The sequence below is a fragment of the Jiangella muralis genome (assembly GCF_001270745.1).
Lineage (GTDB): Bacteria > Actinomycetota > Actinomycetes > Jiangellales > Jiangellaceae > Jiangella > Jiangella muralis.
The window spans coordinates 103836-124425 of the sequence record NZ_LFXL01000010.1; the positions used below are offsets into that span (position 1 = coordinate 103836).

The 20590-nt window shown below is 72.6% G+C and carries 17 protein-coding genes; 11 read left to right on the forward strand and 6 right to left on the reverse strand.

Features of this window, described 5'->3' with window-relative positions; all coding sequences use genetic code 11:
* Positions 1–33 precede the first annotated feature (33 nt).
* The 4 genes from ACW62_RS18640 to ACW62_RS18655 all read left to right on the forward strand — a co-directional run bounded on the left by ACW62_RS18640 (position 34) and on the right by ACW62_RS18655 (position 4480).
* On the forward strand, positions 34–1389 hold the full coding sequence (locus ACW62_RS18640; protein WP_053205617.1) for a hypothetical protein: 1356 nt from the start codon (positions 34–36) through the stop codon (positions 1387–1389).
* Entirely contained in the window at positions 1386–2030 is a 645-nt protein-coding gene (locus ACW62_RS18645) for a hypothetical protein (RefSeq protein ID WP_053205618.1), read from the forward strand. The genes ACW62_RS18640 and ACW62_RS18645 overlap by 4 nt, the downstream gene beginning before the upstream one ends.
* Complete coding sequence (locus ACW62_RS18650; protein ID WP_157574841.1) at positions 2027–3163, forward strand: hypothetical protein; 1137 nt, start codon at positions 2027–2029, stop codon at positions 3161–3163. The genes ACW62_RS18645 and ACW62_RS18650 overlap by 4 nt, the downstream gene beginning before the upstream one ends.
* Before the next feature lie 132 nt (positions 3164–3295).
* On the forward strand, positions 3296–4480 hold the full coding sequence (locus ACW62_RS18655; protein ID WP_205629457.1) for an integrase core domain-containing protein: 1185 nt from the start codon (positions 3296–3298) through the stop codon (positions 4478–4480).
* A gap of 100 nt (positions 4481–4580) precedes the next feature.
* Here ACW62_RS18655 and ACW62_RS18660 read toward each other — a convergent pair whose 3' ends face one another.
* A complete protein-coding gene (locus ACW62_RS18660; RefSeq protein WP_053205620.1) occupies positions 4581–5324 on the reverse strand; it encodes a GntR family transcriptional regulator in 744 nt (247 codons plus the stop codon).
* Between the two features lie 181 nt (positions 5325–5505).
* Between ACW62_RS18660 and ACW62_RS18665 the strand changes: the two genes are divergently transcribed.
* The 5 genes from ACW62_RS18665 to ACW62_RS18685 are packed head-to-tail and all read left to right on the forward strand — an operon-like array spanning position 5506 to position 10984.
* The gene (locus ACW62_RS18665; RefSeq protein WP_053205621.1) at positions 5506–6933 is read left to right on the forward strand and encodes an extracellular solute-binding protein; all 1428 of its coding nucleotides are present in this window, start codon (positions 5506–5508) and stop codon (positions 6931–6933) included.
* Positions 6908–7867, forward strand: a complete 960-nt coding sequence (locus ACW62_RS18670) for a carbohydrate ABC transporter permease (RefSeq protein ID WP_083459917.1) — start codon at positions 6908–6910, stop codon at positions 7865–7867. Before ACW62_RS18665 ends, ACW62_RS18670 begins: the two co-directional genes overlap by 26 nt.
* The gene (locus ACW62_RS18675) at positions 7864–8685 is read left to right on the forward strand and encodes a carbohydrate ABC transporter permease (protein ID WP_053205622.1); all 822 of its coding nucleotides are present in this window, start codon (positions 7864–7866) and stop codon (positions 8683–8685) included. Before ACW62_RS18670 ends, ACW62_RS18675 begins: the two co-directional genes overlap by 4 nt.
* Complete coding sequence (locus ACW62_RS18680) at positions 8685–9776, forward strand: ABC transporter ATP-binding protein (RefSeq protein WP_053205623.1); 1092 nt, start codon at positions 8685–8687, stop codon at positions 9774–9776. The genes ACW62_RS18675 and ACW62_RS18680 overlap by 1 nt, the downstream gene beginning before the upstream one ends.
* On the forward strand, positions 9773–10984 hold the full coding sequence (locus ACW62_RS18685; RefSeq protein ID WP_053205624.1) for a PHP domain-containing protein: 1212 nt from the start codon (positions 9773–9775) through the stop codon (positions 10982–10984). Before ACW62_RS18680 ends, ACW62_RS18685 begins: the two co-directional genes overlap by 4 nt.
* On the opposite strand, the gene ACW62_RS18690 is transcribed toward ACW62_RS18685, so the two are convergent.
* Together ACW62_RS18690 and ACW62_RS18695 are read right to left on the reverse strand one after the other, a co-directional pair.
* Positions 10981–12036, reverse strand: a complete 1056-nt coding sequence (locus tag ACW62_RS18690; RefSeq protein ID WP_157574842.1) for a PDDEXK family nuclease — start codon at positions 12034–12036, stop codon at positions 10981–10983. The genes ACW62_RS18685 and ACW62_RS18690 overlap by 4 nt on opposite strands.
* Positions 12037–12138: 102 nt before the next feature.
* Positions 12139–12702, reverse strand: coding sequence for a TetR/AcrR family transcriptional regulator (locus ACW62_RS18695; protein WP_053205626.1), 564 nt, complete (start codon positions 12700–12702; stop codon positions 12139–12141).
* A 79-nt stretch (positions 12703–12781) separates the two neighbouring features.
* On the opposite strand from ACW62_RS18695, the gene ACW62_RS18700 reads away from it, so the two are divergent.
* Positions 12782–14563 (forward strand): ABC transporter ATP-binding protein, encoded by a 1782-nt coding sequence (locus ACW62_RS18700; RefSeq protein ID WP_053205627.1) that lies wholly within the window; start codon positions 12782–12784, stop codon positions 14561–14563.
* Here ACW62_RS18700 and ACW62_RS18705 read toward each other — a convergent pair.
* From ACW62_RS18705 to ACW62_RS18715, 3 genes are read right to left on the reverse strand one after another with little or no spacing between them, the layout of a single operon-like run.
* Positions 14550–17258, reverse strand: a complete 2709-nt coding sequence (locus ACW62_RS18705; RefSeq protein WP_205629458.1) for a glycoside hydrolase family 38 N-terminal domain-containing protein — start codon at positions 17256–17258, stop codon at positions 14550–14552. The genes ACW62_RS18700 and ACW62_RS18705 overlap by 14 nt on opposite strands.
* Positions 17255–18415 carry a Gfo/Idh/MocA family protein gene (locus ACW62_RS18710; protein WP_169792090.1) on the reverse strand — a complete coding sequence of 387 codons (1161 nt, stop codon included), beginning with the start codon at positions 18413–18415 and terminating at the stop codon, positions 17255–17257. The genes ACW62_RS18705 and ACW62_RS18710 overlap by 4 nt, the downstream gene beginning before the upstream one ends.
* Complete coding sequence (locus tag ACW62_RS18715) at positions 18412–19323, reverse strand: sugar phosphate isomerase/epimerase family protein (protein WP_205629459.1); 912 nt, start codon at positions 19321–19323, stop codon at positions 18412–18414. Before ACW62_RS18715 ends, ACW62_RS18710 begins: the two co-directional genes overlap by 4 nt.
* A 229-nt stretch (positions 19324–19552) precedes the next feature.
* On the opposite strand from ACW62_RS18715, the gene ACW62_RS18720 reads away from it, so the two are divergent.
* Positions 19553–20533, forward strand: a complete 981-nt coding sequence (locus ACW62_RS18720; protein ID WP_053205629.1) for a sigma-70 family RNA polymerase sigma factor — start codon at positions 19553–19555, stop codon at positions 20531–20533.
* Positions 20534–20590: the final 57 nt, after the last annotated feature.

A 20590-nucleotide genomic window follows, 5' to 3' on the forward strand; every position in this document is an offset into this window, starting at 1 on the left:
CCCGCCGAGCCGCCTGCCGGCACCATCGACGCGATGATCGAGCAGTTGCGCGACGACCCGATCCTGGTGCAGCCGTCGATGGCCATGGGCGACTCCGCCGCGGCACACGACCTGCTCGCCGAGGCCGCCGCGGACGCCGGCCTGTCGGTGTACGTCGTGTTGGCCGATACCCCCACCGACCTCGCCGGCACCGGCGCGGTGTCGGAACAGGCGGCCGCGCTGTTCCGCGCCGAACTGGGCGACGGGCTCTACTACGTCGAGTTCCGCGACGGCATCGCCTACACCCGGTCGTGGGGCGGCGGCGAGTTGGACGAGGCCTACACCGCGCCGGTCACGTTCGCGATCGAGCGGGCCGAGTCGAATGCGGCGGGCGAGTACCCGCGCGCGTCGGCGCTGTTCGAGGCGGTATTGACGGTGCGCTGGGCGGCCGCGCCCCTGGAGGAACTGCCCGACGACGTCGTCGACGAGTACGCGGCGCAGCCGTGGGCGTTCGTCGCCGAGTCCGACTACGACCGCGCCGACAAGGCGGCCGGCCGCTGGGTGGCGTTGCTCGCGACGACGTTCGGCCTGCTCGTCGCCGGGGCGATCATCACGCCGGTGGTGCTCCGGGCGAAGCCGGCGACCGCTCGGGGCGCGGCGGGGGCGACGGCGGCGGCCCGGGCGAAGGCGGCTCGGGCGAAAGCGGCTCGGGCGAAGGCGACCGGCCGCGGCGCGGCGGGCCGGGGGAAGGCGACCGGCCGCGGCGCGGAGGGGCAGCGGTCCGGGCAGTCGTCCGGGTCCGGGCAGTCGTCCGAGTCCACGTCGTCGTCCGCGTCGTCGTCCGAGTCCGCGAGTTTGTCGGCGCCCGCCCATAGGGTGGGCCCCACCCGGGCCGGGCGGGTCATGCCTACCACCTCAGCGGTGCCCGACGACATCGCCGACACGGCCACGCGGCGGCTCGACGACGCACGGCGGCGCCTGGCCGGCCTGTCGCCGGAGCAGCTGACCTCCCCCGCCGGCACGGCCGCGGCGGACGCCGTCGAGGCCGGCGACCTCGTCCTCGGCACCGGCGACCCACTCGACGCCGTCGGGGCGACGGTGCTGGCGGCGGTCGCCGTCCGGGAGGCCGAGCGGGCCACGTCACCGAAGCGGGAGCCGTACCGGCCGTGCTTCATCAACCCGCTGCACGGCGAGGCCGGCGCCACCGTCCGCATCGACGGCTCGTCCATCGACGCGCCGGTGTGCCGCGACTGCGCCCGCAGCCAGGACCGGTTCCTGGCCGTCCGGCGGCGGCTGCGCGGCTGGGCGCCGTACGTCGAGACGTCCACCGTCTGGGCGCGGACCGGGTTCGGCGCGCTGGTCGGCGACCTCGCCGCCCAGGTCCTCGACGATCGGAGCGCACGCCGATGAGACGGTGGCTGGCGGGACTGCTGATCACGCTGGTCGTCGCGGCGGGCGGCGGCGCCCTCGCGTGGTGGCTGGCGACGCCCGACGTCGTGCCGGAGCGGCCGGTGCCGGAGCGGGCGCGGGCCGCGGCGGACGTGCTCGGCGACGCGCACGTCTACGTCGACCCGAGCGCCGCGGGCACGTACGCCGACGCCGACCTCGCCCGGCTGGAGGCGGCGGCCGCCGCGTCCGACCCGCAGGTCTTCGTCGTCGTGTGGCCGGCCAGCCGCGAGGCGGGCTACGGCTCGCCGTCCGACGTGCTGCACAGCATCGGCGACCTCACCGGACGGCCCGGGCTGTACATCCAGGTCGACCCCGGCGTGGACCTCTACACCAGCGACGTCGGCATCGAGGGCGAGCACTACTCCATCTACTCCGCGGTAGACGACGCGACGCAGACCGAGGCGGCGGCGGTGCTGCAGGCCATCGACGAGAACGACGGGCGGGAGTACGAGGTGGGCGAGGACACCGGCAGCCACTACTGGGGCGGCACCGGCGGCACCATCGCCGCCGGCCTGACCATCGGCGCCTTCAGCGGCTTCGGCGCAGGGCTGCTCGGGCTGGGCGTGTGGGCGCTGGCCCGGCGGCGGAGGGCGGCGGCATGAGCGACGTCGTCTACCAGCCCGATCCCGCGGCCATCGCGGCCGACCTCGCCGACGACGGCGTGCACGTCGACCCGTCCCTCGCCGGGGAGTTCGCCGCGGAGCAGGTCACCACCCTGGCCGCAGCGGTCGACGACGCCGACCAGCCGGTGTTCGTGCTGGTGGTGCCGCTGAGCTACGACTCCGAGGTGTCCGCCAACCAGCTGGTGTCGCTGGTGCACAAGGAGGCCCCCGCGGACGGCGTCTATTTCGTGACGAACCGGTCCGGCGATGGCTGGCGGGTCCAGTCGACGACCTACAACGCGGTGACGAACAACGAGGACGCGCTGGCCACCTACGTCGCCGGTGACAAGTACCCGAGCGACCTCGTGCTCCAGGTGAACGAGACCGTCGGCATCTTCGCCAGCGGCAACGCCGAGCAGCAGTACGAGGAGCACTTCCCGGACCGGCAGGAGACCGTCACCAGCACCGGCGACGACGGCTCGTCGCAGGTCCTGGGGATGGACCCGCCGGTCGCGATCGGCGCCGGCATCGCGCTGGCCGTCGTCGTCGCCGTCCTGCTGCGGCGGCGCCGGCCGCGCGGCGAGGTCACGCTGAAGCGGCGGGCGCTGCGCCGCATCTCGTCGGCGCAGACCAGCGACTGGCGGCGCCGGGCCGAGACCGAGACCGCGGCGCTGGGCGAGCGCATCCAGGCGCTGGAGATCGAGCACGGCGACGACGGCGCCACCTGGGCGGCCGCGCTGGACCACTACCAGGCGGCGACGGCGATCCTGGACCGCTCCGAGGCGGCGGCCGACTCGATCGGCGCGCTGGTGCTGGCCCGCCGCGGCGACGACGCGCTCAGCCACGCCGCCGACGGCCGGTCCTGGACGCCCACGGCGGCCTGCTTCTTCAACCCGCTGCACGGCCCGGCGACGACGAAGGCCCCGTGGAAGACGGCGGCCGGAACCCGCAACGTGCCCTGCTGCGGCGCGTGCCGTCGCGACCTCGGGAAGCGGCGCGAGCCGGAGATCCTCGACCTCCCCACCGGCGACACCGTGGTGCACTACATGGACGCCGGCGCCGAGCCCTGGGCGTCGACGGGGTTCGGCGCGCTCGCCCCCGACCTGCTGGACCGGCTCCGCTCACTCCCATGATCATGTCCCCTTGCGGTCGCTGACACGCCTGTTCTGTTTCAGGACATCGCTGACAGTTGATGTCTCGGGACATCGCTGACACCTCGAGGCAGGTCTTGGACCGTGGGGTTCATGGCCGGAACGGTGACAGCGATGGATGTTCGGATGGCGGCGGCGCTGGCCGGGGCGGTGCGCAACGTGTCGGCGTTCTGCGCCGAGCAGCAGATCAGCCGGCAGACGTTCTATAAGTGGCGCCGGCGGTTCGCCGCAGAGGGGGTGGCCGGGCTGACCGAACGGTCCCGCCGCCCGGCCAGCTCACCGGGGGCGATCCCAATGTGGGTGCAAGAAGAGATCCTCCGGCTGCGCAAGCAGCTGCAGGAGGACGGCGCCGACCATGGTCCGGACTCGATCCGCTGGCAGCTGTTGACTGTTCATGATCCAGCCGTAGTGCCCAGCCGGGCCACGATCTGGCGGATCCTGGCCCGTCACGGGCTGATCGTGGCCGAGCCAGCGAAGCGACCGAAGTCCTCGCTGCGCCGGTTCGTGCACGCCCGCCCGAACGAGTGCTGGCAATCGGACTGGACCGGGTGGACGCTTGCCGACGGCACACCGGTGGCGATCGCCGGCACACTCGATGACCACTCTCGCTACCTGGCGGCCCTGCGGGTGGGACTCGGCGAGGCCGACGCGCAGTTGGTCTGGTCCACCATGACAGCCGCGATCGCCGAGTGCGGCGTGCCCGCGATGTCGTTGACCGACAACGGCCTGGTCTACTCCGGATACCGGCGCGGGAAGACCGTCGCATTCGAGACCAACCTGCGCGCCCTGGGCGTCCGGCCGATCTGCTCCAGCCCCTACCACCCACAGACCTGCGGCAAGATCGAACGGCTCTGGCAGACCCTCAAACGCTGGCTACACGCCCGCGACCCCGCCACCAGCCTCGACGAACTCGCCGCCCTCACCGAGACCTTCCGCCACTACTACAACACCGAACGACCACATCGAGCGCTGCACCCACCCCAGACCCCCGCACAGGCGTTCGCCGCCACCGTCAAAGCGCGCCCCGCACCCTTCCCGCTACCCACCCCGGTCACCGTCACCACCACCACGATCACCGAACACGGAGTCACCGCCGCCCACGGCTACCTCGTCGCCGTGGGACGCCGCTGGGCCGGCCACCACGCCACCGTCATCACCGACGGCACCCACATCTCGATCTTCTCCGGCACCCGCCTCATCCGCGAACTCAACGCCGACCCCACCCGCAAATACCAACCCGCCACCACCGCCCGCTACGACCTACGCGGACACCGAGAACCCCGACCCATGACACCCTGACTGTCAGCGATGTCCCGAGACACCACCGTCAGCGATGTCCCGAGACACCACAGGTCGCTGACACGCCGTCAGGGAACATGATCATGGGGGTGGGTGCGGCTCAGGTCGTCGTCAGGGTCAGCTCGAAGGTGTACATCGACGCCCGGTAGAGGTGCGAGCCGTACTCGACGGCGCGGCCGGTCTCGTCGTAGGCGATGCGGGTCATGGTGAGCAGCGGCGCGCCGGAGTGCTCGCCGAGCAGCCGCGCCTCGGCCGCCCGCGCCGCCCGTCCGCCGATGGTCTGGGTGGCGATCTTCAGGTTGACGCCGGCCGCGCGGATGACGGCGTACAGGCCGGTCCGCTGCAGCGACTCCGCGTCCAGCCGGACGATGTCGGCGGGCACGTAGTTGCTCATGATCGACAGCGGTTCGTCGCCGGTGAAGCGGAGCCGCCGGACGGCGTAGACGGTGTCGCCCGCGGCCAGGCCGAGCGCCTCGGCCACCACCTCGCTCGGCTCCTGCAGCTCGAACGACAGGATCTCGGTGCGCGGCTGCTTGCCGGCCGCGGTGAGGTCGTCGTACAGGCTGGACAGCTCGACCGGGCGGCGCACCTTGGGCTGCACGACCTGGGTGCCGACGCCGCGCTTGCGCACCAGCAGACCGCGGTCGACGAGGTACTCGATGGCGCGGCGCATGGTCGGGCGGGACAGGCCGAGTTGGTCGGCCAGCTGGATCTCGTTGTCCAGCCGGGTGCCGGGCGGATACGCGCCGGACTCGATCAGCTGCTCCAGGTGCTGCGCCACCTGGAAGTACAGCGGCACCGGACTGGTGCGGTCGACCACGAGCGCCGGGATCCCCTCGGTCACGCCGAACCCCCTCACCTGGCTGCTGCGTACGTCAGTATGTTAGGACATTTGCGCGGCGGCTCGTGTGACAGGCCAGCTGAGGTCCCAGTGAGGTCACAGCGCACGGAAGGTCTAGACCTCATCAGAAAGTCATGACAATCTGACAGCCGGACATCGAGGTTCGGCTGCTCTGGAGGGATCGATGAGGATCAACACCGGGCTCGGCGGCATGGCCGGCCTGCTCGCAGCGACGCTCGTCCTGGCGGCGTGCGGTGGCGACGACGACGGCGGCGGAGGCTCCGCGAGCGGCGACCCCTCGCAGAACGCCGAGGCCACCGAGGTCACGCTGACCATCACCGACAACGCCATCGCCGGCGGCAAGAACTCCGAGGGCGCGGCGTGGATCACCGAGTACGTGATCCCCGAGTTCACCGCCATGCAGGAGGCGAAGGGCGTCGACGTCACCGTCGAGTTCGAGGAGAACGGCGTCGACGACGAGGACTACAAGACCAAGATCGCCCTCGACCTGCAGTCCGGCGGTGGCGGCGACATCATCAGCATCGACGGCATCTGGACCGGCGAGTTCGCCGAGGCCGGCTACATCACCCCGCTCACGGACGTCGCGGGCGACGCCGTCGACGACTGGGACGGCTGGGAGCAGATCCCCGAGGCCGTCCAGCAGGCGATGTCGTTCGACGGCCAGGCCTACGGCATCCCCGTCGGCACCGACGGCCGCGTCATCTACTTCAACAAGGACCTGTTCGCGCAGGCCGGGTTGCCGGAGGACTGGCAGCCCACCAGCTGGGACGAGATCCTGGAGGCCGCGCGGGCGCTCAAGCAGCTCGACGGCGTCACGCCACTGCAGGTCAACGCCGGCGTCCCGATGGGCGAGGCGACGACGATGCAGGGCTTCCTGCCGCTGCTGGCCGGCACCGGCGAGCAGATCTGGGCCGACGACGCCTGGACCGGCGCGTCCGAGGGCGTCACCGAGGTGCTCGACTTCTACGGCCAGGTGTACGGCGACGAGGCGCTCGGCGACCCGCTGCTGCAGCAGGAGGCCCAGGGCCGGGACACCTCGTTCCAGCTGTTCGCGTCCGGCCAGCTGGGCATGCTGATCGAGAGCGACTACCTGTGGCGCTCGGTCGTCAACCCCGACGGCGGCATCGCGCCGATGGCCAACCGCGACGAGGTCGTCGGCTGGGCGAAGATCCCGGCCCGCGAGCCCGGCGCCGGCCTGAACGGGCAGGACTTCGTCAGCATGTCCGGCGGCACCGGCCGCGTCATCAACCCGAACACCGAGTTCCCACAGCAGGCGTGGGAGCTGATGATGTTCATGAACTCTCCCGAGGCGTTCGAGGCGCAGATCGAGATCGCCGGCGCGCGGATCACCCCGCGCGACGACGTCAACGCCCAGGCCCTGGCCGGCGACCCGCTGATGGAGTTCATCGCCGCCGAGGTGCTGCCGATCACGGCGTACCGGCCGGCGCTGGCGATCTACCCGCAGGTGTCGGTGGCGTTGCAGAACGCGACCGCGGCGGTGTCGTCGGGCACGTCGGCCGACGACGCGGCGACGGACTACCAGAGCGAACTGGAGGGCATCGTCGGTGACGACGGTTCCATCGCCGACTGAGGTCGACCCGGCGGGCGCTCCCTCTCCGGAGGGCGGCTCCCGCCGGGCCCGCGCGGTCGACGACGGTGACGCCGCGGGCCTCGGGCGCTGGCGGGCCACCGGGTTCGTCGCGCCCGCGCTGCTGGTCGTCGCGGTCTTCCTGGTCTTCCCGGCGATCTGGACGCTCTATCTGGGGCTGACCAACTGGCGGCTGACCGGGTTGGCCGCGGCCGAGCCGGAGTTCGTCGGCACCGAGAACTACACCGACGCGCTGAGCGACCCCGCGTTCCGCAACTCGCTGATGCTGACGCTGGTGTTCGTGTTCTTCTCCGCGATCATCGGCCAGTCGATCCTCGGGTTCGCGCTGGCGTGGACGGCGCGCCGCCTGCGGCCCGCCGTGCGGTCGGTGCTGGAGACGGTGGTCCTGCTGGCGTGGATCATCCCGGCGTCGGTCGTCGCGTTCCTGTGGCTGGCGCTGCTGGACCGGCGCGAGGGCACGCTGAACGCGCTGCTCGGCACCGACGGCACGGCGTGGCTGCTCGAGTACCCGATGCAGTCGATCATCGTCTTCAACATCTGGAACGGCACCGCGTTCTCGATGCTGCTGTTCAGCTCGGCGCTGGCGTCGGTGCCGCCGTCGCAGTTCGAGACCGCCAAGATGGCCGGTGCCGGCACCTTCGCCACCCTGCGCGACGTCGTGCTGCCGAACATCCGCGGCCACATCCTCACCAACACGCTGCTGATCACGTTGTGGACGTTCAACGTGTTCGCGCCGTACCTGATCACCGCCGGCGGGCCGCAGGGGCGCACCGAGATCCTCGGCATCTACATCTACCGGGTGGCGCTGCGCGACGGCGCGCTCGGCCAGGGCGCCGCGCTCTCGCTGATCATGATCATCATCAACCTGATCGTGGCGTCGGTGTACCTGCGACTCTTGAGGGAGCGCCGCGCATGACCGTCCGCGAGTCCCTGGGCGCCGTCGGCCGCTACGTCTTCGTCGGCTTCGTGTTCGTGTTCTTCGCGCTGCCGCTGCTGTGGCTGCTCACGGCGCCGTTCGACGCCGCTCCGTCGGTGCAGGTGTCGCTGCCGGACTTCACGCTGCAGAACTTCCGCACGCTGTGGGACAACCCGTACGCGATGCGGTCGCTGGGCAACTCGGTGATCATCGCCGCCGGGACGATGGCGATCACGCTGGTGCTGGCCGCGCTGGCGTCGTACGCGCTGTCCCGGGTCCGCATCCCCGGCCGCGACACGCTGCTCTACCTGCTGCTCCTGCTGTCGTCGATCGTCACCGGGACGGCGGCCATGGTGCCGACGTTCCTGCTGATGACGGAGCTGGGGCTGATCGACCGGCAGCTCGGCGTCGTACTGGTGCTGACCGGCGGGCTGCTGCCGACGGCGATCTTCATCCTGAAGGACTTCATGGACTCGACGCCGCGCTCCTACGAGGAGTCGGCGCGGGTGTTCGGCGCGTCGTCGCTGCAGATCCTGCGGCACGTCGTCATCCCGATCGCGCGGCCCGGGCTGGCCACGATCGCCGTCTGGGCCGTGGTGCAGGTGTGGGGCAACTTCCTGGTGCCGTTCATCCTGCTCCGCTCCCCCGACCGGCAGCCGGCCGCCGTCGTCATGTTCACCTTCTACACCGAGGGCGGGCAGCCCAACCTCGCCCTGATCTCCACGTTCTCCCTGCTCTTCTCCATACCGGTGGTGCTCATGTACCTGTTCGTGAACCGCCGGTACGGCTTCCGCTTCCACGGAGGGATCAAGCGCTGATGGCGGCGATCACCACGTACGAGTTGGTCAAGGAGTACCCGGGCGGCGTCCGCGCCGTCGACGGGCTCGACCTCACCATCGAGGACGGCGAGTTCTTCGCACTGCTCGGCCCGTCCGGCTGCGGCAAGACGACGCTGCTGCGCACGATCGCCGGCCTGGAGACGGCGACGGCCGGCGGCCTGTCCATCGGGTCGCGGGACGTGACGACGCTGCCGCCCGGCGAGCGCCGCGTCGCGATGGTGTTCCAGGACTACGCGCTGTTCCCGCACATGACCGTCGCGGACAACATCGCCTACCCGCTGAAGATCCAGAAGGTGGACCGGTCGTCCCGGCTGGCCACCGCCGAAGACGTCGCCGAGGGGTTGTCGCTGGCCGGGCTGACGGCGCGGCGGCCCGGGCAGCTGTCCGGCGGGCAGCAGCAGCGAGTGGCCCTCGCGCGCGCCGTCGCCAGTAAGCCCGACGTGTTCCTGTTCGACGAGCCGCTGTCCAACCTCGACGCGCGGCTACGGCTGGAGGCGCGGACGTTCCTCAAGCGGCTGCAGAGCGACCTCGGCGTCACCACCGTCTTCGTCACGCACGACCAGGCGGAGGCGCTGGCGCTGGCGGACCGGATCGCGATCATGCGGTCGGGGAAGATCCAGCAGGTCGGGTCGCCGCGCGACGTGTTCCGCCGTCCGGCCAACACGTTCGTCGCCGGGTTCGTCGGGTCGACGCCGATGAACCTGCACCCGGGGGTCGTCGAGGGCTCCTCCGTGCGGGTGGCCGGCGCCGTGCTGCCGCTGCCGCCCGGGGTGTCCGGGCTGGCCGACGGCGCCGCCGTGATCTGGGGCGGGCGGCCGGAGTACCTGCGCTGGTCGGCGTCGGCCGTGCCGGACGCCATCGGCGGCACCGTCACCGTCGTCGAGAACCTCGGCGCGTCGGTGCTGGTCACCGTCGAGGCCGCGGACGGCGTGCTGGTGCAGGTCGTCGTCGACGAGGACGAGGAGCCGACGCCCGGCACGCCGGGCTGGGTCGCCGTCCGGCCGGACCGGACGCTGCTGTTCGACGCGGAGACGGAGCAGCGGCTGGAGCCGGTGGCGGCCTCCGTATGACGATGGTGCTGTCGCGGCGGCTGTTCCCGGCCGACCGGGTCGCGTCGCCGTACCTGTCCGTGCCGTTCGAGGTGCCGGCGGGGACGTCGTCGGTGCACGTCGAGCTGTCGTACTCCGGTGAGGGCGCGGTGATCGACCTCGGCTGCTCCGGCGCCGCGGGCTGGCGTGGCTGGTCCGGCGGCGCGCGGCGGCGGTTCACCGTCACACCCGACGCCGCGACGCCCGGCTATCTGGCCGGTGAGCTGGAGCCGGGCGAGTGGTCGGTGGTGCTCGGGCTGTACCGGGTGCCATCGTCCGGTGTGCCCGTCACCGTGTCGGTGGTGCTGGACGATCCGTCGGCGCCGCTGGACCCGGAGCCTGCGGGGCCGCCGGTGCCGTCCGCCCGCCCGCCGCGGCGCGCGCTGCCCGCCGACGCCGGGCTGACCTGGCTGGCCTGCGACTTCCACGCCCACACGCTGCACTCCGACGGCTCGCTGCCGATCGCTGGGCTGGCGGCACTGGCCGTCGAGGCGGGCCTCGACGTTCTCGCCGTCACCGACCACAACACCGTGTCGCACCACGCCTCGCTGCCGTCGGTGGGGTCGCGGTACGGGGTGACGTTGCTGCCCGGCCAGGAGGTGACGACCGACCGCGGCCACGCGAACGCGTTCGGCCCCATCCCCTGGGTCGACTTCCGCGAGCCGCCGTCGTCGTGGGTCTCGGCAGTCGCCGCCTCCGGCGGGTTGCTGTCGATCAACCATCCGCTGTCCGGGGACTGTGCGTGGCACCATCCGCTGGACGTGCGGCCGCCGCTGGCCGAGATCTTCCACCACTCCTGGATGGCGCACGAGTGGACCGGTCCGCTGGCGTGGTGGACGGCGTGGGGACTGTCGACGGTGCCGATCGGCGGGTCGGACTTCCACTCGCCGGCGGACGGGCGCCCGCTGGGTCGTCCGGTGACCTGGGTCGCGGCTGCCTCGCCTGCCGTTCCGGACGTCCTGGACGCGCTGCGGGCCGGGCGGACGGCGTTGTCATGGGGCGTCGCTGAGCCGGTCCTGGTGCGGGTGGACGGCGAACTGGTCGCGGTGGGTGGGGACGGACTGTTGCTCGCGGACGTGTGGGGGCGGCGCCAGGTGGTCCGGGGCGAGCTGGCCCGCTTCCCCGGCGCCGAGGGACCGCATCGCCTCGAGACCGCCCACACCGCCGCCGTCGTCGCCGTGACGCCCTAACTCGCCGCCTCACGGTACGCGGCGGTCAGCAGCGCCAGCAGCCCGGCGACGTCGTCGGTCCGGACGTAGTTGCCGGTGCCGATCTCGCCCGGGTACCGCTCGTCCAGCTCACGCAGTGTGTCCGGCGCCTCCTGGAGGAACACCGAGCGGAAGGGCGAGACGTGCCCGCCGTTCTCGTTCCACAGGGTGACCAGTCCCCGTCGCTGGCCGCTGAGGTGCACCCGGAGGGTCCAGCGATCTCGGCCCGCCGCCGTGTGGAGGGTGGCGAGCCCGCTCGTCTCCAGCTCCATCGCCCAGGCCAGCAGCTGGTGGAGCAGCGGCCGGCGTTCCGGCACGACGGTGTCGATGGCGGCCTCGAACACGCCCGGCCCGTCGGTCACCGTCGGCTCCGGCGCCGGGACGCGCGCCGGCAGCGGCTGGGTGAGCGCCCGCTCCGGCTCGATCAGCTGTGGGACCAGCACCCGCCGCCCACCGACGTCGTACGCCGTCACCGTGACGAGGTCGAGGTCGAGCCGCTCGTTGCTGACGTCCTGCAGGTAGCCGACCAGCTCGATCAGGTCGGCCGGCGCCTCGTCGATGACGACGACGCAGCGCAGCCGGCCCTCGTCCAGTGCCGCCGAGAGCGCCGCGCGGAACGCGGCACTGTCGAACGCGGGGTTCGCCGTGACGGCCTCCACTCCGGCGCCGATCGAGTCGAGACGCCGCTCGGCGAGGTGCGACGCGAGCAGCGCCTCGAACCCCGCCGTGTCGAGGCGGCGCAGGTGGGCCGCGTAGCCGAGCACCTGCGTGAGGACGGCCCTCCGGTCGGTGTTCGACGCCAGCTTGATCTCCACGACCACTGGCCGTCCGGTCGCCGTCTCGACCGCGACGAGGTCGGCGTAGCCAGAGCCGCACCGGACCTCGCGGCCGAGGACGGTCAACTGCGGGGCCCCGGCCAGCGGCAGCATGCCGGGCTCGGCCTCGATGAGGTCGTGCAACTCCTGTTCGAGGGCGAACCCAGCCGGTGCCAGTGCCACCCACCGGCCATCGTTCTGGGCCCAGATACCCGGCATGGCGCCACCGTATCGAGGCCGCCGGACAGATCGGTCAGCGTGTGGTCGAGTCGGAACTCGCAGGCTGTTCGGTCAATACCGAACAGCGAACACCCCCTGGGATCAGGCCCGGGGCGAGAGGCCGTGGCGGAAGACGCGGACGAGGGTCTCGGTGGCTTTGTGGCGGGGCAGGGCGCCGGTGGACACGGACTCGGCCGTGACGTAGATGAGGGAGTACATGACGCCGATGACGAAGGCGGGGTCGATGGCCGGGTCGAGGTCGCCGTCGCGTTGGGCGGCGCGGATGAGGTCGGGCAGGGCTTCGTCCTCGTCGTCGCGCCAGTTCGGATTGCCGGCGAAGCGGGCGGGGTCGCTGAACAGGAACAGGATCTGATCGGCGAGGTCGACGATGGCGGTCATGATGTTCTCGACCGTCTCGATGGGGGTGCTGGACGCGGCGACGGCGGCGTCCCAGGCGGTCTCGACCTGGGCCTGCGAGTCCAGCAGGAGGGCGTCGACGAGGGCCTGGCGCTCCGGGAAGTAGCGGTGCAGGGTGCTGCGGCTGACCTCGGCGCGGTCGGCGATGTCGCCGAGGGACGCGGAGAAGTCGCGCGCCCACAGGGTGGCCGCTGCCTCGAGGATGGCCCGCCGGGTGCGTTGGCGTACGCCGGAGTCGATCGTCGTCACGCTCCCTTATATTACACAGCTCCGCCATAATAGAACATGCGACATTGAAAATGGGACACTGATGTGTCATTCTTCCCTCATGACGGAGGAACGACCGACCCCAGACCTGCCGGCCCGCGCCAAGATCCGGCTGCTCTGGGCCTATGCCCGCCCGCACAAGCGCATCCTGATCATCGGCCTGCTGCTGGGGCTGGTCGCCACCGGCGCCGAGCTGGTCACCCCGCTGGTCACCAAGTCCGTCCTCGACGGCCTGGAGATGGACGAGTCGCTGCGAGGGCCGGTGACGCTGCTGGCGGTGCTGCTGGTCGCCGGCGCGACGGTCGAACTGATCCAGACGATCCTGCTGGGCACGCTGGCCGAGCGGATCATCCTGGCCGCACGCACGGGCATGGTGCGGCACCTGCTGAGAACGAAGGTGACGGAGCTGGGGTCGCGCAGCGCGGGCGAGATGGTCACCCGCGTCACGTCCGACACGATCCTGATCCGCGAGGCGACGACGTCGAGCATCGTGAACGGGGTCAACGGGCTGGTGGGGCTGGTCGGCGCGCTGGCGCTGATGGCCTACCTCGACCTCGTGCTGCTGGGCACGACGCTGGGTGTCATCGTCGTGGTCGCGATCCTGGCCGGGCTGCTGATGCCGAAGCTGGCGAAGGCGCAGCAGGAGGCCCAGGAGGAGATGGGCGCGCTGGGCGGACGGCTCGAGGGCGTCCTGCGCGCGCTGCGCACCGTCAAGGCGGCCCGGGCGGAGGCCCGCGAGACCGGCCGGATCGCCCTGCACGCCGAGCGGTCGGCGGAGAAGAGCATCCGCGCGGTCCGGCTCGAGGCATGGGCGTGGACGATCACCGGCGGCGGCATCAACCTCGCCGTCATGCTGATCCTCGGCGTCGGCGCCTACCGGGTCGCGGCCGGCGACATAACGGTGACGACCTTGGTCGCGTTCCTGCTCTACGCGTTCCAGCTGATGATGCCGGTGATGCTGCTGACGATGAGCCTGACGTCGGTGCAGTCCGGCCTCGCGGCGGCCGCCCGCATCGGCGAGATCGACGCGATGGCGACGGAGTCCGACGAGCCGGCGGCGGCCCCGGCAGCGACAACGACGGCGGCGGCCGACGCCGCGCTGGAGCTGCGCGACGTCGAGTACCGCTACTCCCCCGAGTCCGCGCCGGCGCTCGACGGCGTCAGCCTGACGATCCCGCGGCATGGGCACACCGCGATCATCGGGCCGTCCGGCGCCGGCAAGACGACGGTCTTCTCGCTGCTGCTGAAGTTCCTGCAGCCGCAGCGCGGCGAGATCGTGCTCGACGGCCGTCCGTTCCCCGAGTGGCGGCTGTCCGACCTGCGCAGCCGCATCGCCTACGTCGAGCAGGACACCCCGCTCGTCCCCGGCACGCTGCGCGAGAACCTGGGGTACGCCGCGCCCGAGGCCACCGAGGACGAGCTGTGGGCGGCGCTTGCGACGGTCCGGCTGGACCAGCGGGTCCGCGAGCTGGAGCACGGCCTGGACACCGTGCTGTCGCCGACGACGATGTCAGGCGGCGAGCGGCAGCGGGTCGCGCTGGCCCGGGCCCTGGTGACCGACGCCGAACTGCTGCTGCTCGACGAGGCGACGGCGCAGCTGGACGGCCTCAGCGAGGCGGCCGTCGCGGAGGGCATCCGCCGCCAGGCCGCCACCGGCGCCGTCGTGACGATCGCGCACCGGCTGTCGACCGTCATCGACGCCGACCAGATCGTGCTGCTGGAGGCGGGCCGGGTCCGCGCCGTCGGCACCCACCAGGAGCTGCTCCAGGCCGACGAGCTCTACGGCGAGCTGGTCGCCGCGCTGCGCATCTCCACGGCGCCGCAGCCGGTCACGACACCCTGATCGTCGCGATCTCCCACGGCCCGAGCTCGACGTCGACGCGGTCGCCGTCCACGGGGAGCGGCTCCAGCGCCCGGCCCAGCAGGTCGGTGCGCCAGGCCGTGACGAACGCCCCGGTGACGGTGGCCGTCGTCGGCGCGGCGGACATGGCGACCAGGCGCAGCTCGGTCTCGTCGCCGCGGGACCGGATCGACGAGGCGACGACGCCCGGCCCGCTCACGCCCAGCCCGGACGACGACGGCGGCAGCTCGGCGCCCGCGGCGGCCAGGCCCGGCACCACCTGCGCGTCGTGCCGGAACTCCTCGGCCAGCCGGGGCGCCGACGCCGGTCCCCAGCCGCCGGCTCGCGGCACGACCGCCAGCCGGGCCCGCACCGGCACGCCGGCGTACTGGGCGCCGGGCACCGGGAACTCCGACCCGGCCGGCTCGTCGCGCAGCGGATGCAGGTTGACGCTCATCCAGCCGACCGCGCGCAGCAGCGTCAGCGCCAGCTCCGCACCGTCAGAGGCCAGCTCGTATTCGGTGACGTGGTCGAGCAGCACGGTCGCAGGGCCGGCGGACACGAACGCCGACGCCGGGAAGGTCGGCAGCGGGTACTCGCCCCAGCCGCCCTCCGACGTCAGCCCGCGCACCGTCACCGCGAACTGCCCGTCGGCCGCGGACTCGGTGACCGGCGCCGGCAGCGGCACGTGCAGCCGGACCCGGTGGTCGCGGGCCGGGTTGACGAACGATACGTCCAGCCGCACGAACGGCTCGCCGGCCCGCAGCTCGACCGACGTCGTCACCTCGACCGGCACGGTCTCGGCGGCGCGCACGTCGAGGTCCGCGGACAGCGACACCGGCCAGTCGTAGCGGCGGACCACCCGCAGCACGCCGCGCAGCGGGCCACCCTCCTCGACGGAGACGCTCACCGAGGACGGCGTGTCGACCAGCACGTCAGCGCTCGGCGGGCCGTAGTTGTAGCTGTCGCCGCGGTCGCCGCCGGACACCAGCCGGCCGACGCCGCTCAGCTCGGTCCCGTCGGCGCCGCGCACCGTCAGCGTGCCGTCGCCGGCCACGACGACGCGCACGTCCGCCGAGGTCAGCGACCGCTCCTCGACCTCAACACCCGGCCCGCCGTCGACCCCGGAACCCTGGGAAGAGCGCACCGCGACCTGCCCGGACGCGTCCAGCGGGACGGCGGCCAGCACCCGGCGGCGCTGCTGCGCGACCGTCCGGACCCGCCACTCCCCCGGTGCCTCGACGGCGGCCGCGGCCAGCTCGGCGCGCAGCGCCGCGAGGTCGAACTCCGGCGTCGACGGCACCCGCGCGACCTCGAAGTCCAGTGCCCCCGGCGTGACAGCGTACGACTCGATCTGCTGGCCGAACAGCTCGCGGCCGTGGATGCGCCGGATCACCTTGTCGAGGTCGGCGGCGGCCAGCTTCTCGTCGCCGAGGAGGGTCTCGGAGCGGCTCAGCTCCTGCACCGGCAGCGCCGTCCCGTCCGGCAGCTGCACCGTCACCTCAGCATCGGCCGACGGCGCGGGGACGTCCAGCTCGGCCAGCACGGTGCGCGGCCACGGGACGGTGTTGACGACGGCGTGCGCGTCGGCCGGCACCCGCGCCGCGACCGAGCGGAGCACCGCGGAACGGACCGCGCGCCCGGCCTGCTCGGCCTCGGCCAGCCGGGCCGCGACCTGGGCGGCGGTCTCGTCGACACCGCAGCCGGTGACGGAGTCGTGCGCCGTGGACTCGACGATCTTCCGCCAGGCCAGCAGGAACGCCTCGCGGTAGTCGGCGGACGGCTGGAACTGCGCCGCCAGCGCCTCAGCCTCCCCGACGACGCGCTCGGCGCGGGCCATGGCCTGCTTGAGCCCGACCCGGATCGAGATGACGCCGGGCAGGATGTTGCCGCGCGCGTGGCTGCGCAGCTCGCCCACCACGACCGGCAGCCGCGGGTCGTCGGGCCGGAACCGGGTGACGTACTCCGCCAGCGAGGCCACCGTCAGCCCGGAACCGCCGGGTCCGCGGACCAGCTCCATCAGGTCCGGCCGCGGCGCGGAGTGGTCGGTGCCGAGCATGCCGAGCACGGGCTCGTCGCCGTACCAGGACCGGGTCTCGGCGCGGTAGTCGTCCACCGCCGAACCCAGCCGGGCCGGGATCGCGAACAGGTCCAGCGCGTTGCCGTAGCCGTCGAACAGGTACTCCACCCGCACCGAGCTGCCGTCGGGCGCCTCCCAGCGGAACCCATGACCCGTCACGGCGCCGGGAGCTCCGCGCCACAGGGCGGCGTGCTCGATGCCGGCCCGGGCCAGGATCTGCGGCACCTGCGCCGTGTGGCCGAACATGTCCGGCAGGTAGCCCACCGGCATCGCCCCGCCCAGCGCCTCGGCGCCGTGCCAGCCCAGCTCCAGGTTGCGCACGATCGTCTCGCCGGAGCACAGGAACTCGTCCAGCAGGATGTACCAGGGCCCGACGGACAGGCGGCCCTGCCGGACCAGCTCGGCGACGCGGTGCCGGTTCTCCGGGCGCAGCTCCAGGTAGTCGTCGACGGCGGCGAACTGGCCGTCGAGGGTGAACCGGAAGTCCGGATCGGCCTCGGCCCGCGCGATGACGTCGTCGAGGACGTCGGCCAGCTTCAGCCGGAACACCTGGAACGGCTCGTACCACTCGCGATCCCAGTGGGTGTGCGGCACCAGGACGATCTCGGGCTCGGTCACGCGCGCGCCGCCTCCCCGCCGACCGGCTCGTCGCCGGCCAGCAACCGGATGATCCGCTGACTGGTCAGGATGTCGGCGCGGCCCTCGGCGACACCGGCCCGCGGCCGCTCGCCCGCCGTCACCATGCGGTGGAAGTCTGCCAGCTCGTTCTCGAACGACTCGCCGGTGGAGGTGAACACGGAGCGGACCTCGCCGCCGGCCGCCGTCCCGGCCGGCGGCGCCTCGACCACCTCGAGCCGGGTCGGGTTGTTCAGCACGTACGGCGTCCCGAACGTCACCCGCAGCGAACCGTGGCCGTGGTGCACCGTCAGCGTCTCGGTGTACGCCGGGTACCCGGGCAGGTAGTGCCAGCTCATCCGGGCCCGGACGGCGCCCGGCAGCTCGCCGGTGACCTCGACCGACCCGGGGCCGCGGCCCGGCTCCGCGCCGGCCGGCCACTGCCGTGCGCCGTCGACGGTGACCAGCCCGCCGAACACCGCCCGCAGCAGCGACGTGTCGTGTACCAGGCTGCCGAGGACGACGTTGGCGTACAGGTGCCGCAGCCGGTCGGACGTGCCGGCGCCGATCGCGGCGTCCAGCAGCCGCCCGGACTCCGCGGCCAGCCGGCTGACGGCGTCGGGGTCGACGTCGCCGAGCGGCGCCGGGCGCAGGTTGGCGAAGGCCAGCTGCGACTCACCGGACGGATGCAGCACCTCGACCTCGACGGCGCGGACGTCGTCGATGCCGGCCAGCCGCTCGCTCAGCTGCCAGACCGCCTCGTCGTGCTCCTTCATGTAGGCCAGCAGCAGCGCCGGCCGGCCCAGGTCGCGTTCGGCGGCGGCGAGCGCGTCGGCCCCGGCGGCGGTATAGGTCAGCGGCTTCTCGCAGAAGACGGCGACGCCGGCCCGCAGCGCCTTCAGCGCGACGTCGCCGTGCGAGCCGGAGGTCAGCAGGACGACGCCCTCGGCGCCGCTCTGCTCGATCATCGTGCCGGCGTCGGCGTAGCGGCGCTCCTCGGGGACGCCGTACTGCTCGCCGACGGCGGTGCGCAGCGACGGCGCGAGGTCGCAGACCGCGACCAGGTCGAACAGATCCCAGCGACGGGTGATCAGCGGCAGGTGGACGGATTGCGCGACGGCGCCGAGGCCGGCGATGGCCAGCCGGACGCGGTCGCTCACGGCAGCCACCGGCGCAGCGCCTCGCGGTTGGCGCGCTGGTCGTCGATGACCCGCTCCGGCGGGTCGGACGGCGACGGCACGACGTCCTGCTCGACCACCAGCCAGCCGTCGAACTCGCTCTCGAACACCGCGTCCATGAAGCCGTCGAGGTCGAGGTCACCGGCGCCCAGCTCGACGAACGCACGCCGCTCCCAGACGTCGCGCATGCCGCCCTTCTCGCGCAGCACCTGGTCGAGCACGGCGGTGCGGGCGTCCTTGAGGTGCAGGTGGTTGATCCGCGAGCCCCAGCGCCGCCAGCCCTCGACCGGGTCGCCGCCGCCGATGAGCAGGTGGCCGCTGTCGAAGGTCAGGCCGACGTCGGTGCGGGCCAGGAACTCGTCGATCTCGGCAGGCGTTTCGACGTACGTGCAGGCGTGGTGGTGGAACGTGGGCTCCAGGCCGGCGGCGCGCACCCGTGCGGCGGCGGTCTCGACGTTGCGCGCGAGCCGTCCCCAGCCGGCGTCGTCGAGCGCGAGTCCGGGCGCGGCGCCGCCCGGGTTGGCGCGGCGCAGGTCGCTGCCCATGTCGGCCAAGGTCGGCAGCGGCTTGCGGGCCGGGTCCAGTTCGGCGGCCGCCACGAAGATCTCCAGCGCGTCGTCGAGGCCGGGCAGCGCCGCCCGGAACGCTGTGTCATCGGTGAACGGCAGGTCGACCCAGCCGCCCACCAGCACCAGCTCGTACTCGCGCAGCCGGCGGCGCAGCTCCTCGCCGCGCCCGAGCCAGCCGACCGGGCCGAGGTCGACGCCGTCGTACCCCAGGTCGCGCAGCGGGCCGAGGATCTCCGCCGGGTCGGGCAGCGGCTGGTCCGCCGTCAGCTCGAAGACGCCGAAGCTCACCGGTGCCCCGGCAATGCCCTTCATCGCCACCATTCCCCTATCGTCGGCGCTGGCTTTGTCCTGACAACAGTACGTACAGTCAGCCTGCCATGTCCGGCCGGGTCCGCGATTCGGGCGCGGCGGGCGACACGCCCTGCCCTTATCATGAGATTTCTCTCCTGCCCAGAGGGTCCCGGAATCTTTGTGCGGTCTCGTGCGTTCTGAACGTATGTTCGCTGATCGTGCGGGTACGGTCCGGACGAGTCGACCTCGAGGGGGACCCATGGCAGCTGCACCGAAGGCCACCAGCGCGACGCCGCGGCGTCGTCAGGCGCGTTCCGAGGGCGAGCCCGACCTCGTCGGCCGCTACCTCGCGCAACTGGGCTCGACGCCGCTGCTCACCGCGGCCGAAGAGGTCGACCTGGCCAAGCGCATCGAGACCGGTGTGTACGCCGAGCGGTTGCTGGCCGGTGCCGTGCCCTCCAAGCGCAAGCTGACCCCGTCCTACAAGACCCGGCTCGAGGTGCTGGTCCGCGACGGCGAGGCCGCCCGCGACCACATGATCCGCGCCAACCTGCGGCTGGTCGTGTCGGTCGCGCGCAAGCTGTCCGGACGCGGGCTGCCCTTCCTCGACGTCATCCAGGAGGGCAACCTCGGCCTCATCCGCGCGGTCGAGAAGTTCGACTACGCCAAGGGCTTCAAGTTCTCCACCTACGCCACGTGGTGGATCCGCCAGGCCATCCAGCGCGGGCTGGCCGAGCAGACCCGCACCGTGCGGCTGCCGGTACACGTGTCCGAGACGGTGGCCAAGCTGCACCGCATCGACCGCGACCTCCAGCGGCTGCTCGGCCGCGACCCCACGGTCGACGAGGTCGCCGAAGAGGCCGGCATCCCGGTCCAGAAGGTCGTCGAGCTGCGCCGCGTCTCCCGCGACCCGCTCAGCCTCGACACCCCCATCGGCGACGACGGCGAGTCCAGCATCGGCGAGCTGATCGAGGACGACGACGCCGTCCAGGCGTCCGACATCGTCGAGCGGCGGGCGCTGAGCGAGCAGCTGCGCAGCGTCCTCGACTCGCTGCCCACGCGCGAGGCCAAGATCATCGGCATGCGCTACGGCCTGGTCGACGGCCACGAGCACACCCTGCAGGACGTCGCCGACGAGGTCGGCGTGTCCCGCGAGCGGGTGCGCCAGCTGGAGAAGCACGCGCTCATGCTGCTGCGCGACCCTCGGCGCAACGAGTCGCTGATGGCCTGGGCCAGCTGACCTTCGCCGCGACCGACGATCGTCCCCCGATCAGGTGACCAACCAGCCCTCAGCGGC